17 protein-coding genes are annotated in these 16,428 nt (G+C 43.9%); 5 read left to right on the forward strand and 12 right to left on the reverse strand.

What is annotated here, in order from left to right; all coding sequences use genetic code 11:
- Positions 1 to 288: 288 nt before the first annotated feature.
- Complete coding sequence (asd, locus tag R7R24_RS08780) at positions 289 to 1,404, forward strand: aspartate-semialdehyde dehydrogenase (RefSeq protein WP_005380727.1); 1,116 nt, start codon at positions 289 to 291, stop codon at positions 1,402 to 1,404.
- A gap of 57 nt (positions 1,405 to 1,461) precedes the next feature.
- Here the strand turns inward: asd and R7R24_RS08785 are convergent, their stop codons facing one another.
- Positions 1,462 to 2,325, reverse strand: coding sequence for an ion transporter (locus R7R24_RS08785; RefSeq protein WP_005380728.1), 864 nt, complete (start codon positions 2,323 to 2,325; stop codon positions 1,462 to 1,464).
- A 35-nt stretch (positions 2,326 to 2,360) separates the two neighbouring features.
- Positions 2,361 to 2,999: a YchE family NAAT transporter gene (locus R7R24_RS08790; protein WP_005380729.1), complete on the reverse strand. Its 639-nt coding sequence runs from the start codon at positions 2,997 to 2,999 to the stop codon at positions 2,361 to 2,363.
- Between the two features lie 650 nt (positions 3,000 to 3,649).
- On the opposite strand from R7R24_RS08790, the gene adhE reads away from it, so the two are divergent.
- On the forward strand, positions 3,650 to 6,352 hold the full coding sequence (gene adhE, locus R7R24_RS08795; protein WP_054577631.1) for a bifunctional acetaldehyde-CoA/alcohol dehydrogenase: 2,703 nt from the start codon (positions 3,650 to 3,652) through the stop codon (positions 6,350 to 6,352).
- A 143-nt stretch (positions 6,353 to 6,495) separates the two neighbouring features.
- On the opposite strand, the gene R7R24_RS08800 is transcribed toward adhE, so the two are convergent.
- From R7R24_RS08800 to sodB, 3 genes are all read right to left on the reverse strand, one after another.
- The gene (locus R7R24_RS08800; RefSeq protein ID WP_054577632.1) at positions 6,496 to 7,239 is read right to left on the reverse strand and encodes an SDR family oxidoreductase; all 744 of its coding nucleotides are present in this window, start codon (positions 7,237 to 7,239) and stop codon (positions 6,496 to 6,498) included.
- 134 nt (positions 7,240 to 7,373) lie between these two features.
- Positions 7,374 to 7,877: a VC2046/SO_2500 family protein gene (locus tag R7R24_RS08805; RefSeq protein WP_033907342.1), complete on the reverse strand. Its 504-nt coding sequence runs from the start codon at positions 7,875 to 7,877 to the stop codon at positions 7,374 to 7,376.
- Between the two features lie 154 nt (positions 7,878 to 8,031).
- Positions 8,032 to 8,616, reverse strand: a complete 585-nt coding sequence (sodB, locus tag R7R24_RS08810; RefSeq protein WP_005396533.1) for a superoxide dismutase [Fe] — start codon at positions 8,614 to 8,616, stop codon at positions 8,032 to 8,034.
- Between the two features lie 285 nt (positions 8,617 to 8,901).
- Here sodB and R7R24_RS08815 point away from each other — a divergent pair, with 285 nt between their 5' ends.
- Positions 8,902 to 9,237: a Grx4 family monothiol glutaredoxin gene (locus R7R24_RS08815; RefSeq protein WP_017635833.1), complete on the forward strand. Its 336-nt coding sequence runs from the start codon at positions 8,902 to 8,904 to the stop codon at positions 9,235 to 9,237.
- A 74-nt stretch (positions 9,238 to 9,311) separates the two neighbouring features.
- Complete coding sequence (locus R7R24_RS08820) at positions 9,312 to 9,941, forward strand: DsbA family protein (protein ID WP_005384890.1); 630 nt, start codon at positions 9,312 to 9,314, stop codon at positions 9,939 to 9,941.
- Positions 9,942 to 10,019: 78 nt separating this feature from the next.
- Here the strand turns inward: R7R24_RS08820 and R7R24_RS08825 are convergent, their stop codons facing one another.
- Both R7R24_RS08825 and rnt read right to left on the reverse strand, forming a co-directional pair.
- Complete coding sequence (locus tag R7R24_RS08825) at positions 10,020 to 11,345, reverse strand: Na+/H+ antiporter family protein (RefSeq protein ID WP_017821192.1); 1,326 nt, start codon at positions 11,343 to 11,345, stop codon at positions 10,020 to 10,022.
- A gap of 28 nt (positions 11,346 to 11,373) precedes the next feature.
- A complete protein-coding gene (rnt, locus tag R7R24_RS08830; RefSeq protein ID WP_005384888.1) occupies positions 11,374 to 12,018 on the reverse strand; it encodes a ribonuclease T in 645 nt (214 codons plus the stop codon).
- 341 nt (positions 12,019 to 12,359) lie between these two features.
- On the opposite strand from rnt, the gene motY reads away from it, so the two are divergent.
- Complete coding sequence (gene motY / locus R7R24_RS08835) at positions 12,360 to 13,241, forward strand: flagellar protein MotY (protein ID WP_005384887.1); 882 nt, start codon at positions 12,360 to 12,362, stop codon at positions 13,239 to 13,241.
- A gap of 120 nt (positions 13,242 to 13,361) precedes the next feature.
- On the opposite strand, the gene R7R24_RS08840 is transcribed toward motY, so the two are convergent.
- The 5 genes from R7R24_RS08840 to rsxG form a co-directional block, all read right to left on the reverse strand.
- Positions 13,362 to 13,796, reverse strand: a complete 435-nt coding sequence (locus R7R24_RS08840) for a DUF2753 domain-containing protein (protein ID WP_005384886.1) — start codon at positions 13,794 to 13,796, stop codon at positions 13,362 to 13,364.
- Between the two features lie 150 nt (positions 13,797 to 13,946).
- Positions 13,947 to 14,363 (reverse strand): lactoylglutathione lyase, encoded by a 417-nt coding sequence (gene gloA / locus R7R24_RS08845; protein ID WP_017635317.1) that lies wholly within the window; start codon positions 14,361 to 14,363, stop codon positions 13,947 to 13,949.
- A gap of 32 nt (positions 14,364 to 14,395) precedes the next feature.
- Complete coding sequence (gene nth / locus R7R24_RS08850; RefSeq protein ID WP_054577633.1) at positions 14,396 to 15,037, reverse strand: endonuclease III; 642 nt, start codon at positions 15,035 to 15,037, stop codon at positions 14,396 to 14,398.
- Positions 15,038 to 15,101: 64 nt separating this feature from the next.
- Positions 15,102 to 15,794, reverse strand: a complete 693-nt coding sequence (locus R7R24_RS08855; RefSeq protein ID WP_005396543.1) for an electron transport complex subunit E — start codon at positions 15,792 to 15,794, stop codon at positions 15,102 to 15,104.
- Positions 15,794 to 16,426: an electron transport complex subunit RsxG gene (gene rsxG, locus R7R24_RS08860; protein ID WP_054577634.1), complete on the reverse strand. Its 633-nt coding sequence runs from the start codon at positions 16,424 to 16,426 to the stop codon at positions 15,794 to 15,796. Before rsxG ends, R7R24_RS08855 begins: the two co-directional genes overlap by 1 nt.
- Positions 16,427 to 16,428: the final 2 nt, after the last annotated feature.

Genomic DNA, 16,428 nt, shown 5'->3' on the forward strand with positions numbered 1-16,428 from the left:
ACTGTTAGTTTGTTTTAACTTTTTTGGTTTTAAATGTTGTGTAATGTGAAATTATTGTGCCTCATGTGTTATTTTCTCATTGAGTGGTAAGACCAATTAGGGGGCTAAAGTGCTTTCCCTACTTGAAAAATGGTTAAAACCGCAAACCAAACACTAAAAAATCTCGTGTAACCCGGTTTTTCAGAGGAAAAGGTTAAAAAACGCGCTTATTTACAAAATAGGGGTTGAGATTTTGCTGTGAAAAATTAACTATGGGGTAGGTTTTTTAATACATGGAGAGTTAATACGATGAGAGTTGGTTTAGTTGGTTGGCGCGGTATGGTTGGTTCAGTCCTTATGCAGCGTATGGTTGAAGAGAAAGACTTCGACCTAATCGAACCAGTATTCTACAGTACTTCTCAAGTTGGTATTCCTGCTCCTAACTTAGGAAAAGACGCAGGCTTACTGCAAGACGCGTATGATATTGAAAGCTTAAAACAGCTTGATGCGGTAATCACCTGTCAAGGTGGTAGCTACACAGAAAAAGTTTTCCCTGCACTTCGTCAGGCTGGTTGGAAAGGCTACTGGATTGACGCGGCCTCTACGCTACGTATGGCTGAAGATTCGATCATCACACTTGATCCAGTGAACTTAAAGCAAATCCAACAAGGCATCCACGGTGGCACGAACACATTTGTCGGTGGTAACTGTACGGTTAGTTTAATGCTAATGGGGCTAGGTGGTCTATTTGAGAAAGGCCTTGTTGAGTGGACAAGCGCAATGACTTATCAAGCCGCATCTGGTGCTGGTGCGCAAAATATGCGTGAGTTGATCTCGCAAATGGGCGTTATCAATGACTCTGTGAGCTCTGAACTTGCAAACCCATCAAGCTCTATCCTAGATATTGATAAGAAAGTTGCGGATACAATGCGCAGCGGCTCTTTCCCTACCGATAAATTCGGTGTGCCACTAGCTGGTTCGTTGATCCCATGGATCGATGTGAAGCGCGATAATGGTCAGAGTAAAGAAGAGTGGAAAGCGGGCGCCGAGGCGAATAAAATTTTGGGTTCTCAAAGTTCACCTGTCCCAATTGACGGTACCTGTGTGCGTATTGGCGCGATGCGTTGTCACTCTCAAGCACTTACTATCAAGCTTAAACAAAATGTACCAATGGACGAAATCGAAGAAATCATCGCCACTCATAACGATTGGGTGAAAGTGATTCCTAACGACCGTGACATCACTGCTCAAGAGCTAACACCGGCAAAAGTTACGGGCACAATGTCTGTACCAGTGGGTCGTCTACGTAAGATGGCAATGGGTGATGATTTCCTAAATGCTTTCACTGTTGGTGACCAACTGCTTTGGGGTGCTGCGGAGCCATTGCGTCGTACTCTGAGAATTATTCTGTCTGAGAAAGCATAATCACATCAATCCTTTATTTGATGACAAAATAAAAGAGCTCCGTAGGGAGCTCTTTTTTCATGCGTCGTCTTCCGTTCGGACGACTCTTTTGTCTGGATCGGCCAGTTCACTACCACAATGTTTACAGTAAATTGCGTCAGAGTCGTGCCCTGCGTGGGAGCAGTTTGGGCATTTCACCAATACTTTGTGCGATTGCATCTCTTGGTGCAGTTCGGCAGTGAAAATACCTGTAGGTACCGCCAAAATGGAATAACCCAGTAACATGGTGAGTGATGCAAGCCCTTTACCTAGGTCTGTTTGAGGGACCAAGTCACCATACCCAACCGTTGTGATGGTCACGATCGCCCAATAAATACTCTTAGGAATGCTAGTAAATCCGTTTTCAGGTCCTTCAATGATAAAAATCAACGAGCCGAAAATCGTTACCATAATGGCGACGGAACTAAAGAAGATAAAAATCTTTCTGCGCGCCATAAGCAGTGAACGTAAGAGGATATTGGACTCTTGGAGGTATCGGACTAACTTGAGTATGCGGAATATTCGCATCACTCGCAGCGCCCTGATCACACCCATAAACGAAGCGGATGGGAAGAAGAGTGCTAAATAAGTGGGCAAAATCGCAAGTAAATCGACGACACCATAAAAACTCTTTGCGTAGGCGGCAGGTTTAGGAGAGCAATAAAGCCTTAGAAGGTATTCAATCGTGAATAGGCCAGTAAATGTGTATTCAATAAACTTCAGCTCTTTTTCCCACTCGGCCCGAACGGAGGGTATCGAATCTAACACCAGTACGATTAACGAGCTGATGATCGCGATAATGAGAGCAATATCGAACGTTTTACCAGCTTTGGTATGAGTACCAAAAATGGTGACATATAGAGTATGTTTAAGAGAGTCAGTCGTCATGACAAAGCGATCCATTGTTGAATCGCTCTATCATACAATTTTATAGAAACTCAGGCTAATCCTGGAAATAAGTTGCGTAAGCCATTCGCAATAAACTCTATGCCAAGCGCGCCCAATATCAAACCCATGATACGAGTAATGACGTTGATTCCAGTTTGACCTAAAAATCGTACGATCAATGGGGCAGAGCGGAACAATAGCCATGAACAAAGGCAGAACAAACCAATCGTAATACTAATGCCCACGGTATCGAACATGCTTGGGTAGCGTGCACCATAAACAATAGTCGAACTGATTGCACCAGGCCCTGCCATTAAAGGCATTGCAAGAGGGACCACACCAATCTGTTCACGACTGACGTATTCCGTTTTCTCTTGTTTGTTCTGCTTATCTTCCCCCAGTTTACCGCTCATCATCGAGAATGCGATGCTAAGTAATAGCAACCCGCCAGCGACACGAAACGAATCCAGAGAAATACTGAACATGTCTAACAGTAACTGACCAGCAAAAAGCGAAATGATCAGGATGATCGCAACAGCCACATTTGCTGTTGTTGCCGTATTGCGCTTTTCGTCTGGTGTCATATGCCCGGTTAGTGACACAAACACAGGCATGATACCAACAGGGTTTACTGCGGCGACCAAACCGAGAAAAAACTGCAAGAAGATAGCAAGTTCAAAAGTTTGCATGTTGCTTACTCATCAAAGTTCACATTAGTGAAAAGGAGAAGGGGTAATTTGGGCGTAATGTAAGGCAAAAGTTAGGTTGTAAGAAATGAAAAAAACTAACGCATTCCCTGCCATTTAAGTGAGAAAAACTAATTCTTTAATAAACTGTATCTAATCTGGAAAGGAAATGTTACGTATAAAGTTGCTGATAAATTGCACTGTTTTACATAAACGTTAACATTCGCACATTTTTGATAAAAACCAAGGTGGTTTGTAGAGAGATGTATTCGGTTCGATATACTCTCAGTAGCACAAAGAATTGGTCCTACATGTAATTTTGTTGGTCAAAAATGAAATTTTTTTACAGGTTGTTGTAGTTTCTTTTATTTATTTGTCCATTTGCTTCTTTTTTGCTCAATAAAAAATGAAAGTTAATTTATTTGTTTATCAATTATTTATGTCATTTTGGTGTGATGAGGCACCACTTTGGTAGTATTTAGGTGGTGAGAACTGATCCAAGTCAATTTTTTTCACACTCTGAAATATTATACTCAGTCCTGAAAGCAATTTACTAAGACGTTTGTTTTCTAAGTGACTGATAAACAGTAAAAACGATAAGTAATAGCCTTAGTAAAAAGTTTTTAATATTTGTTAATTTTAGGAGATTCCCTATGCCTGTAACTAATATGGCTGAACTAGATGCAATGGTTGCTCGCGTTAAGAAAGCGCAAGAAGAGTTCGCTACTTACTCTCAAGAGCAAGTAGATAAAATCTTTCGTGCAGCATCGCTTGCAGCTAACCAGGCCCGTATCCCGCTAGCTCAACAAGCGGTAGAAGAATCTGGTATGGGTATTGTTGAAGATAAAGTAATCAAGAACCACTTCGCTTCTGAGTTTATCTACAACAAATACAAAGACGAACAAACGTGTGGCATCTTAGAAGAAGATGACAACCTAGGTACTATGACTATCGCTGAGCCTGTAGGCATCATCTGCGGTATCGTACCAACGACTAACCCAACTTCTACAGCGATCTTCAAATCTCTAATCTCTTTGAAGACTCGTAACGGTATCATCTTCTCACCACATCCACGTGCGAAAAACTCAACTAACGATGCAGCTAAACTCGTTCTAGATGCAGCAGTAGCAGCAGGCGCACCAAAAGACATCATCGGTTGGATCGACCAGCCTTCTGTTGAGCTTTCAAACGCTCTAATGAAACACGATGACATCGCGCTTATCCTTGCAACTGGTGGTCCAGGCATGGTTAAAGCAGCATACTCTTCTGGTAAGCCAGCAATCGGTGTAGGTGCAGGTAACGTTCCTGTTGTTATCGATGAAACAGCAGACATCAAACGTGCTGTTGCTTCTATCCTTATGTCCAAGACTTTCGACAACGGTGTAGTATGTGCTTCTGAGCAGGCGGCAATCGTAGTTGATGAAGTATACGACGAAGTGAAAGAGCGTTTTGCTTCTCACAAAGCTTATGTCCTAAGCAAAGCAGAAGCTGATAAAGTTCGTAAAGTGCTTCTTATCGATGGCGCGCTAAACGCGAAAATCGTAGGTCAGCCAGCAGCAGCAATCGCTGAAATGGCAGGCGTTAAAGTTCCAGCAGACACTAAAGTTCTTGTTGGTGAAGGTCTGGGCAAAGTATCTCACGATGACGCATTCGCTCACGAGAAACTATCTCCAACTCTAGGTCTATTCCGTGCTGACAACTTCGAAGACGCGGTTGCTCAAGCGGTAACTATGGTTGAGATTGGTGGTATCGGCCACACATCTGGTCTTTACACTAACCAAGATACTAACGCTGACCGTATCCGTTACTTCGGTGACAAGATGAAGACAGCTCGTATCCTAATCAACATCCCGACTACTCACGGCGGTATCGGTGACTTGTACAACTTCAACGTTGCGCCATCTCTAACGCTAGGTTGTGGTTCTTGGGGTGGTAACTCTATCTCTGAGAACGTAGGTCCTAAACACCTAATCAACAAGAAAACTGTAGCGAAGCGAGCTGAAAACATGTTGTGGCATAAACTACCTAAGTCAATCTACTTCCGTCGTGGTAGCCTTCCAATCGCACTGGGCGACCTAGAAGGTAAGAAACGTGCATTCCTAGTAACTGACCGTTTCCTATTCAACAACGGTTACGCAGATGACGTAGTAAGCCTACTAAAAGCTCAAGGCATGGAAGTTCAAACATTCTTCGATGTTGAAGCTGACCCAACACTGTCTGTAGTAGAAAAAGGTGCGGCTCAAATGGCTAGCTACCAACCTGACGTTATCCTAGCGCTAGGCGGTGGTTCACCAATGGATGCAGCGAAAATCATGTGGGTAATGTACGAGCACCCAGAAACTCACTTTGAAGAACTAGCAATGCGCTTTATGGACATCCGTAAACGTATCTACAAGTTCCCTAAAATGGGTAAAAAAGCTGAGCTTGTATGTATCACTACAACTTCAGGTACTGGTTCAGAAGTTACTCCATTCGCGGTTGTTACTGACGACAAGACTGGTGCGAAATACCCACTAGCTGACTACGAAATCACGCCAAACATGGCAATCGTTGATGCGAACCTAGTAATGAACATGCCTAAGTCTCTAACAGCATTTGGTGGTTACGATGCCGTAACTCACGCTCTAGAAGCTTACGTTTCTGTTCTTGCTAACGAATACTCAGATGGCCAAGCTCTTCAAGCACTTAAGATGCTAAAAGAGTACCTACCATCAAGCTATGCGAACGGTGCAAATGACCCAATCGCTCGTGAGAAAGTACACAACGCAGCTACTATCGCTGGTGTTGCATTTGCGAACGCATTCCTAGGTGTTTGTCACTCAATGGCTCACAAACTGGGTGCTGAGTTCCACTTGCCACATGGCCTAGCTAACGCACTACTTATCTCTAACGTGGTACGTTACAACGCGAACGACAATCCAACTAAACAAACTGCGTTCTCTCAATACGACCGTCCACAAGCACGTCGTCGTTACGCTGAAGTTGCTGACCACCTAGGCCTAAGCCAAGAAGGTGACCGTACTGCTCAGAAGATTGAACGTCTACTAGCATGGTTGGATGAACTAAAAGTTAACCTAGACATCCCAATGTCTATCCAAGCGGCAGGTGTTGCTGAATCAGATTTCGTAGCGAAACTGGATGAGCTAGCGGTAGAAGCGTTCGATGACCAATGTACTGGTGCGAACCCACGTTACCCTCTAATCAGCGAACTTAAAGGTGTGTTGATGGCTTCTTACTACGGTAAAGCATTTGTTGAAGGCGAAACTTTCGAAGGTACAACTGTTATCAAGAAGAAAGCAGACCAAGAAGCAGCAAAAGCAGCACCTAAAGCAAAGAAAGAAAAAGCTGACGCGTAATTAAAAAATCGAGTGAGCAAGGTTTTCGCTAGCACGAAACCTTAATCGGGAAAAGGTTAAAGCCCCAGTCAAATGACTGGGGCTTTTTTTATTTTGGTGCAGGAGTTACATCTGGCTTGGGAAAACAGAGTTGCTGTGTATGCTTACACTTCGGTCGCAACTACTCGGCCACTGAAGTATTCATTCGCGACGATGTATGCTGTGTTGCGGACTAGTTCGTCTTGGATCTCAGCCCAGTGCCTATCGTTGAGCTCTTCTTTTGTATGATTTACCGAGGGAATAACGCCGCCCACTCGAATGTTGAATGGTGTGAGTTCTTTTGCCCAGCTGTGAGTAAAACCTGACACCAACGCCGCCATGCTTTCAACTCCCGTAAAGTCTTCATGGTTATCATGAGAAATGACGTTAACAATGACGCCTTTCTTGTTTCTGGCTCGAAAGCGCTCTGCTCCTACTTGGCCGTAGGTATAAAGGAAGCGTGCCGCAGACGACAAGTGATCAATGTAAGTACTCATTGGTTCTGGCGCCATTAAGCCAGGCATAGGGGAGCTGGTCCAGCAATTAACAATCACATCTGGTGTCGCACGTAGCTGTGATTCTATCTGGTCAAACAATAAGTTAATGGACGTTGTGTTATCACTACACACATTCATAGCATACACTTTGTCAGTGAAAGCGCTGATTTGCTCATAGCTCGCTCTCAAAGCGCTAGAATTTTGGTCACAAAGAATCAACGTTGCTCCAAGGTGAGCAAAGTGATTTGCACAGGTTCTTCCTATAACCGAACCTGCAGACGTGACGAGAATAATTGATTCTTTGATATCCATAGCACCTTCACTGTATCCATATGTGAAAAACAATACACCAGTGGTTTGTGCTAATAGCATGGTTGAAATTCGTTGGGTTCAGTGTGAAAGGCTTCAAACTAACGCTTTCGAGTGAGGACTATTGTGCGGTAATTTGTAAGATGTCACATTTCTGACGTGTAGGTATTGCAAGCTATTGGATAAAAAGCGGATCTCTATGCTTTAGCTTGAATTTGATGCTGACGTTGAGCCGTCACTAGCTGATTATATAGCCCAGCATCTGGGATCAGTTGTTTGTTGCGTTCGCCCAATCTGCGTCGCTCATGACCAGATAGGTTGTGATAAACCTCCTCTGGTAGGTTGAATGTGTCTTCAGGCAGGTAAGTCAGCGCATCTGGTTTTAGGTAATGGCTCAGCTTTGCGGAAGGCAATCCTGCATCGTGAAACTGTTTCGCTTGTTCAGCTGCGAGTTCATAGCTGCTGCTATCAGAACGAAGAGCTTGAGGTTGCGATAAACCCAATTGTTGGCGAAGAATACTGTCACTGGTGATGACTTCCTGGACCTCTTCAACTGGGACCACATCGCGAACATCATTAGAGAACATAGACAGAATCAGCGAGAAATCCGCACGACGACCTTCGTGTACGGCATGGTTAATACCATTACCGAACTGAAGTTCGTTGATAATTGCAGCTTTGTCTAACGTATGAATTTGCATGATGTTCCTCGCTCGATGCTCTTTTAACGGCGTGGATAAGAAGAACTTTAGTAAAAGAGGGAATTATTTAAAGGTGCTAGGGAAGGCGAAACAAAAAAGCCCGCTAAATAGCGAGCTTTTGAATAAGACTAAATTGAACTTAGGGGGAAGTATATTACTTCGCTAGGTTCTCAGCTACGAAGTCCCAGTTTACTAGAGCCCAGAAGCCGTTCATGTAATCAGGACGTACGTTGCGGTAATCGATGTAGTACGCGTGTTCCCATAGGTCAACAGTTAGAAGTGGTGTTGTACCTTCTTCTGTTAGAGGAGTAGCAGCGTTAGAAGTGTTAACGATCTCTAGAGAGCCATCAGCTTTCTTAACAAGCCAAGTCCATGAAGAACCGAAGTTGTTGATTGCTGAATCAGTAAACTTCGCTTTGAATTCTTCAAAAGAACCGAATGCTGCGTTGATTGCGTCTGCAACTGCGCCAGTTGGCTCGCCGCCCGCATTTGGAGCAAGACAGTGCCAGTAGAACGTGTGGTTCCAGATTTGCGCTGCGTTGTTGAATACGCCACCAGTAGAAGTCTTGATGATCTCTTCTAGAGTTTTGCCTTCGAACTCAGTACCAGGGATAAGACCGTTAAGCTTAACAACGTAAGTGTTGTGGTGCTTACCGTGGTGGTAGTCTAGAGTCTCTGCTGAGATGTGTGGTTCTAGTGCGTCTTTCGCGTAAGGAAGAGCTGGTAGTTCAAATGCCATTACTCGATTCTCCATTGATTTGAAAGGATGACCTTTCGATTGCTTCCAGTGTTTTTTTATAGCTATGTCGCCTTTAAGGCTGACTTGCTAAGTATTTTAGCAAGTTTTTACTTTATTAAAACCCCGATATGAAAATATTTTAAGAGGTTAGCAGTGGTGAAGTGCTGCATTGCTCGCCAATGAGCAACCTAAAATTAAGCCTTATTAATTATATGGTTTTTATTCTGTCGTTATTGAGTAGAATGTGGCAAATAAATAAAGTTCAAACCCATGAATGAGGAAGCGATGGAAACTATCGACAAAATCAAACAGCAGATCTCTGAAAACTCAATCCTGCTGTACATGAAAGGATCACCGAAACTACCTAGCTGTGGTTTCTCTTCTCAAGCGTCACAGGCACTAATGGCATGTGGTGAGAAGTTCGCTTACGTAGACATTCTGCAAAACCCAGATATCCGTGCTGAGTTACCAAAGTACGCGCAATGGCCAACTTTCCCTCAACTATGGGTTGAAGGTGAGCTTATCGGCGGTTGTGACATTATTCTAGAAATGTTCCAAAAAGGTGAACTGCAGCCTCTAATCAAAGAAGCAGCAGCGCGCGCTGAAGATCAAGCTGAGTAATTCGTAAATACTCACATTTAGCGATAGAATACGAAGGAGCCGTACTGGCTCCTTTTTCTTTTTAGGTTAGTGGAATGAACATAAAGCTTTACTACGTGCATGACCCAATGTGCAGTTGGTGTTGGGGTTACAAACCAACGCTGGATAAACTAAAACAGCAACTGCCAGGTGTGATTCAATTTGAGTATGTGGTTGGTGGTCTTGCGCCAGATACTAATTTACCGATGCCGCCCGAGATGCAACAAAAACTCGAAGGTATTTGGAAGCAGATTGAGCGCCAGTTAGGCACTAAGTTTAACTACGATTTCTGGAAGCTTTGTACGCCAGTTAGAAGCACTTACCAATCTTGTCGTGCGGTTATTGCAGCGGGCTTTCAAGACTCTTATGAGCAGATGCTAGAAGCGATTCAGCATGCGTATTACTTACGTGCGATGCCTCCTCATGAAGAAGCCACTCACTTGCAACTAGCGAGAGAAATTGGCTTGAATGTTCAGCAATTCAAGAATGACATGGATGGCTCTTTCTTAGAGGGTGTGTTCGAAGATCAATTGAGCCTTGCAAAGAGCCTAGGTGTGAACTCTTACCCTAGCTTGGTTCTTAAAATTAACGACGCTTATTTTCCGATTGCCATCGATTACCTGTCGACAGAACCAACCTTGAAGCTGATTCGTGAGCGTATTATTGACAATATGCCAGCGCAATAACCACAGTTATGAATAACAAAAAGCCGCTCATTGAGCGGCTTTTTCGTAACTAAATGTATATCCATCCAAACGATAGTATTAAAGCACCATTGCTGCAATCCAACCAAAGATGATTAGAGGGATATTGTAATGGATAAAGGTTGGAACGACTGTTTCCCAAATGTGCTCATGTTGACCGTCGGCATTTAGACCAGATGTAGGGCCTAATGTAGAGTCAGAAGCTGGAGAGCCTGCATCACCTAACGCAGCCGCAGTACCTACCAGTGCAATCGTTGCCATCGGCGAGAAGCCGAATGCTAGCGCAAGAGGCACATAGATAGTTGCAAGGATTGGAATCGTAGAGAACGATGAACCAATGCCCATTGTTACCAACAGACCAACGATCAGCATCAGTAGTGCAGCTAAAGGCTTATTGTCACCGATGCTGGTTGATAGCGATTGTACTAGTGTTTCAACACCGCCAGTTTGCTTCATTACTGCTGCAAAACCTGCCGCTGCAATCATGATGAAGCCAATCATTGCCATCATGTGTACACCTTTAGTGAACACGTCGTGCGTCTCTTTCCATGCAATAACGCCGCCGAAAGTAAACACCATAAAGCCAGCTAGAGCACCGATAATCATTGAACCCGTGTAAAGCTGAACACCCAATGCAGCGACAATACCAAGTGCCGCAACTAAGATGTGCTTTTTATTGATGACATGATCGGTTTCGTCAACGACAGTCAACTCAGTTTCTTTGTAGACACGCGGTTTACGATAGCTAACAAAGATAGCCAGTAATAGACCAAACAGCATGCCTGCACCTGGCAGTAACATGGCGGTTGGGACTTGGCTTGCAACCACGTTTTCCAAACCGTTGTCATGTAGGTTCTTTAATAGAATGTTGTTTAAGAAAATACCGCCGAAACCAACAGGTAAGATCATGTAAGGTGTGATCAAACCGAAGGTAAGAACACACGCGACCAAACGTCGGTCGAGCTTAAGTTTCGCGAATACGCCCAAAAGAGGTGGAATCAAAATTGGAATAAAGGCGATATGGACCGGAATTACGTTCTGAGATGACATCGTGACAAGCACTAACGCCACCAACACGGCGTACTTTAAGCCAGTAGTGGAAGCGGAGTTTTCTTTACCATTTAAGCGCTTGATAACACTTTTGGCCAGTAGATCCGTGATGCCTGATTTCGAGATGGCAACAGCGAAAGTACCTAACATGGCGTAGCTTAGCGCGATAGTTGCACCGCCACCTAGACCACTTTCAAATGCGGCAACCGTATCCCCAAGGCTCATGCCTGCGACTAGGCCGCCTACGATGGCACTAAACGTGAGGGCAACCACCACGTTTACGCGCATCAATGCTAACACGAGCATGACGCACACTGATATAACGACAGGATTCATACTTTTCCTAATATGTTGTGTTTACTTATTATTCTTCGTCGACAAGCGGCCAACCGCCGAGGGCCTTCCATTTGTTGACAATACCGCAGAATAATTCTGCTGTTTTTTGTGTATCGTAAAGCGCAGAGTGTGCTTCACGGTTATCAAATTCCATCCCGGCTGTTTTGCATGCTTTAGCGAGAACTGTTTGGCCATAAGCAAGGCCACTTAATGTAGCCGTATCAAAAGTAGCAAAGGGATGAAAAGGGACTCTTTTTAGTTTACAGCGTTCATTTGCTGCATTTACAAAACCCAAGTCGAATGCTGCGTTATGAGCAACCATAATTGCACGTGAGCAATCTGCGGCTTTTTGTTCTTTGCGAATAAGCTTATAAATTTCCTTTAGCGCCTCTTGCTCAGAAACAGCACCACGAAGAGGGCTGAAAGGGTCACGAATACCATTGAATTCAAGCGCTTCTTTTTCTAAGTTAGCGCCTTCAAATGGCTCCACATGAAAATGAATGGTGGAGGCCGGATGCAACACGCCATGTTCGTCCATTTTCAACGTAACGGCACAGATTTCTAAAAGTGCATCAGTTTGAGCATTGAAACCAGCGGTCTCAACGTCTACTACCACAGGGAAATAACCACGAAAGCGTTTTTTCAAGGTTAGAGCTTCATTTTCTAGTGTCATGTTGGCTTATTTTTGTGTGACGAAGGCTGCATTATTGCAGATTATACCGATGAGAAAAACCGCAATTTAAGAGAAAACCGGAATTCTATTTTGCATCCAATCAATAAGTTTGTATTGCATATTATGTAGACGTTTATTCGCCATACTTTGCATCATGTAAACCGATAAAACATGAGGAAGTAAAACGCTAAGTGGCGGTTAAGGTGATTGGAACACGGTGGCTCACATTAATGGCAGTGTGACAGATAACCCTATATTGGCGAGATTTTTGCATGCCGGTTGAAGTGGTTTTATTGATGCAAATTGACGGCAACAGACTGCCGTTTAAGAGACAGTATTAGATGAAGAAATGGCTGATTACCAGTGGTGTTGTATTTTCGTTGTTTAGCACAAGCAGCTTCGCTTTGATGGGCAAACGTTATGCTGCAACTCCACAGCAATCTCAATGGGAAATGGTGGTCAATACACCATTAGAATGTCAGCTTGTACACCCCATTCCAAGCTTTGGAGATGCGGTATTTTCATCTCGTGCAAATAAAAAAATCAATTTAGACTTTGAGTTAAAAATGCGTCGCCCGATGGGAGAAACACGTAACGTCAGTCTCATTTCTATGCCGCCACCTTGGCGGCCAGGTGAACACGCCGATCGAATTACAAACCTAAAGTTTTTTAAACAGTTTGATGGTTATGTCGGAGGGCAAACAGCATGGGGCATTTTGTCTGAGCTGGAAAAAGGCCGTTATCCGACTTTTAGTTACCAAGATTGGCAGAGCCGAGATCAGAGAATTGAAGTCGCATTGTCATCAGTACTGTTTCAAAACAAGTACAACGCGTTTAGCGACTGTATTTCCAACTTATTGAAATACAGTTTCGAGGACATTGCTTTTACGATTTTGCACTACGAAAGACAAGGTGATCAGTTAACCAAGGCTTCTAAAAAGCGTTTATCACAAATTGCAGATTATATCCGACATAATCAAGATATCGATCTCGTGCTGGTGGCGACGTACACAGATTCAACCGATGGTAAAAGTGCGAGTCAAAGTTTATCAGAGCGACGTGCAGAGTCACTTCGTGACTATTTTCAGTCTCTAGGGCTACCGGAAGATCGAATTCAAGTGCAAGGGTACGGCAAGCGTCGTCCTATTGCAGATAACGGTTCGCCAATAGGAAAAGACAAAAACCGCCGAGTCGTGATATCTCTAGGGCGAACCCAAGTGTGATGCATATAAAAACGCCGAAGCTGAAAGCTTCGGCGTTTTTGATTTACTGACGTTGTTAATAATATTTTAGTGGTATTTTGCCAAGCACGTTTCGGTGATTCCTGCTGTATAATTTGAATGTTAGTTTAAGCGGAATTTGGCAATGACTTCGCAATTGGTGGCGGTATCGATTTTTTCAACCTGTTTGGCAATAGCCGGATTAGGGTGACGCTTCATAAAGTCTATCAACGCCTTAGTACAGCATCCTATCGAGTCGATAAAGCTTGCACACTCTTTATTTGGGCATTGTGGGATAAGTGTTAAGACCTTCTCAGAGGCCAGTTGAAGGTATTTGAGTTCATAGTCAGTATCTCCAGCCCAACGCCAGAACTGAGCTAAGTTATGACAAGAAATCACAGAAATTAATAATCGCTCGTCCGCCTCAATTTCCACACATTCGCTGATATCTTCACTCAGGCTTAGGGCTTGCTGGTAATGAAGAATGCTGCGAACAGGGTCATCTAGTTGAAGTGCCGTATCGGCTAGAAGTGTGTGTTTTTCCCATTCACTGATCATTATCGTAATCCCGCATATCGAAGTTGCGGATAAATCTAAACGATAACTATTATCAAGTAAAGAGTTTTGTTTATAAAAGGACAGGCAGATCGCAGACCTGCCTGTAATCGGAGTTCAACTTGCAGTACAAGTGATTATTAGAAGTGCCGCTTAGCCTTCAAGACCTGATGAAGCTTGCTTGTTTTGAATAAGCTCAATCATATAACCATCTGGGTCTTTTACGAATGCAATGTGCGTGCTTCCGCCTTTTACTGGACCTGGCTCACGCGTCACATTACCGCCCGCCGCTTTGATAGCGTCGCAAGTTGTGTAGATATCATCAACACCAATGGCGATATGACCAAAAGCAGTACCTAGGTCATACTCAGTTTTACCCCAGTTGTAAGTCAGTTCGATCACTGCACCTTGGGATTCGTCACCATAACCAAGAAACGCTAGCGTGTATTCGTACTCTTTATTTTCGTTAGTACGAAGCAGCTGCATGCCCATAACTTCAGTGTAAAACTTGATGGATTTGTCTAGATCACCTACGCGAAGCATAGTGTGGAGAATTCGACCGTTTGACATTTTTTGCTCCTAGCTTTGATTTACAAATAGCATTAGCTATCTGGGTATACTTTCTCTTTATATTCGCACAAATCTTCGATAATACAGCTACCGCAGCGAGGCTTTCTTGCTACGCACGTATAACGACCATGAAGAATGAGCCAGTGGTGCACATCGAGTTTGAACTCTTCTGGCACAACTTTTAATAGCTTCTGCTCGACATCATCAACCGTTTTTCCCATCGCAAATTTAGTGCGATTCGACACGCGATAAATGTGCGTATCGACGGCAATAGTTGGCCAACCAAAAGCGGTGTTGAGCACGACGTTTGCGGTCTTGCGACCTACGCCTGGTAGCGCTTCTAACGCGGCACGATCTTCAGGAACTTCACCATTGTGTTTTTCCAACAAGATCTTACAAGTCTTGATTGTGTTTTCTGCCTTTGAGTTAAACAAACCGATGGTCTTTATGTATTCTTTTAAGCCATCGACTCCCAAATCGAGAATACTTTGTGGTGTATTAGCGACAGGGAAAAGCTTGTCGGTGGCTTTATTGACACTTACATCGGTTGCTTGCGCTGATAGTAATACCGCGATTAGCAGTTCAAAAGGGGAGCTCCAGTTAAGCTCAGTTTGAGGATTCGGATTGTTTTCTCGTAATCGCTCAAGAATTTCGATTCTTTTTATTTTGTTCATTGCTGACTTCCAATACCGTCTCTGCGGTTTATGAAAAAGGCTCCTATGACAGAGCCTTATCTTGTTATGCGTTGGTGACGCGAGCACGTTCTATGGTTGGTTTTTCTTCTTTAGGTTGACGTGCCTGGACTGAATTATCGATGACATTTTTAAGCGCTATCAACAGACCAACACCGATAAATGCACCGGGTGGAAGAAGCGCTAGCAGAAAGCTGTTGTCAAATTGGAAAACTTGAATGCGGAGAGCGGATGCCCAGTCTCCTAATAGCAGATCTGCCCCGTCGAATAGTGTGCCATTACCAATTAACTCACGCATGGCACCTAGCACGACCAAAACGCTTGTCATACCAAGCCCCATCCACAAACCATCTAGCGCAGCGGGTGCAACATCATTTTTTGACGCGTAAGCTTCTGCTCGGCCAATAATAATGCAGTTCGTTACAATCAGAGGAATAAAGATACCAAGAGATAGGTATAAACCATACGCATAGGCATTCATCAATAACTGAACACAGGTAACGAGAGAGGCAATGATCATCACGAACACAGGAATGCGGATCTCTTTTGGTACGTAATTACGAATAAGAGAAACCGTGACGTTGGAGCCGACCAGCACTAATAAGGTTGCAATACCAAGACCTAAGGCATTGGTTATCGTGGAAGAAACCGCTAGTAGTGGACACAGACCCAGCAGCTGTACGAGAGCAGGGTTATTGCTCCACATACCGTTTTTCATCAGCAATTTATTTTCACTCATTACTGCTCTCCTTCACAGCCCAAAGGCTGGCTAAGAATGTCTTCACGAGATTGGTTTACGTAGTTAACGGTATTTCGCACCACTTTTACGACGGCTCTAGGCGTGATCGTTGCACCAGTAAATTGATCGAAATCACCACCATCTTTACGAACTTTCCATGAGTTCCAGTTACTTTCCGTGACTTGTTTGCCCGTAAAGCTCAGGATCCAGTCGGTGACACGAAGATCTATTTTATCGCCCAGACCAGGGGTTTCTTGGTGGTTTAGGACGCGTGTCCCCAAAATATTGCCCTGATTATCAATCCCAGTAATCACTTTTATCTCACCATTGTAGCCATCTGGCGCGATGGATTCTATTGCGATTGCTGTCGGTTCACCATTCTTCGTGGCGAGGTAGGCTGGCATCGCACGCAATGTCCCCAGTTCTGGTGACGTGACCATAGTGCAGGCTTGCGTGAGTGCGTTGTCATGCATGTTTTCTGGAATGACTTGATTCAAAACAGAAAGCAATTGTTGTTGTTCTTGTATCTTGATTTGGTCTTTTGTTAGGTACTGAGTAAAGGCGACTAATCCGGTTGTTGCACAGGCAAAGATCGCAAGTGTCAGACCATTTTTTCTAATAGCGGTTAACATGT

The sequence above is a fragment of the Vibrio sp. 704 genome, assembly GCF_033339295.1.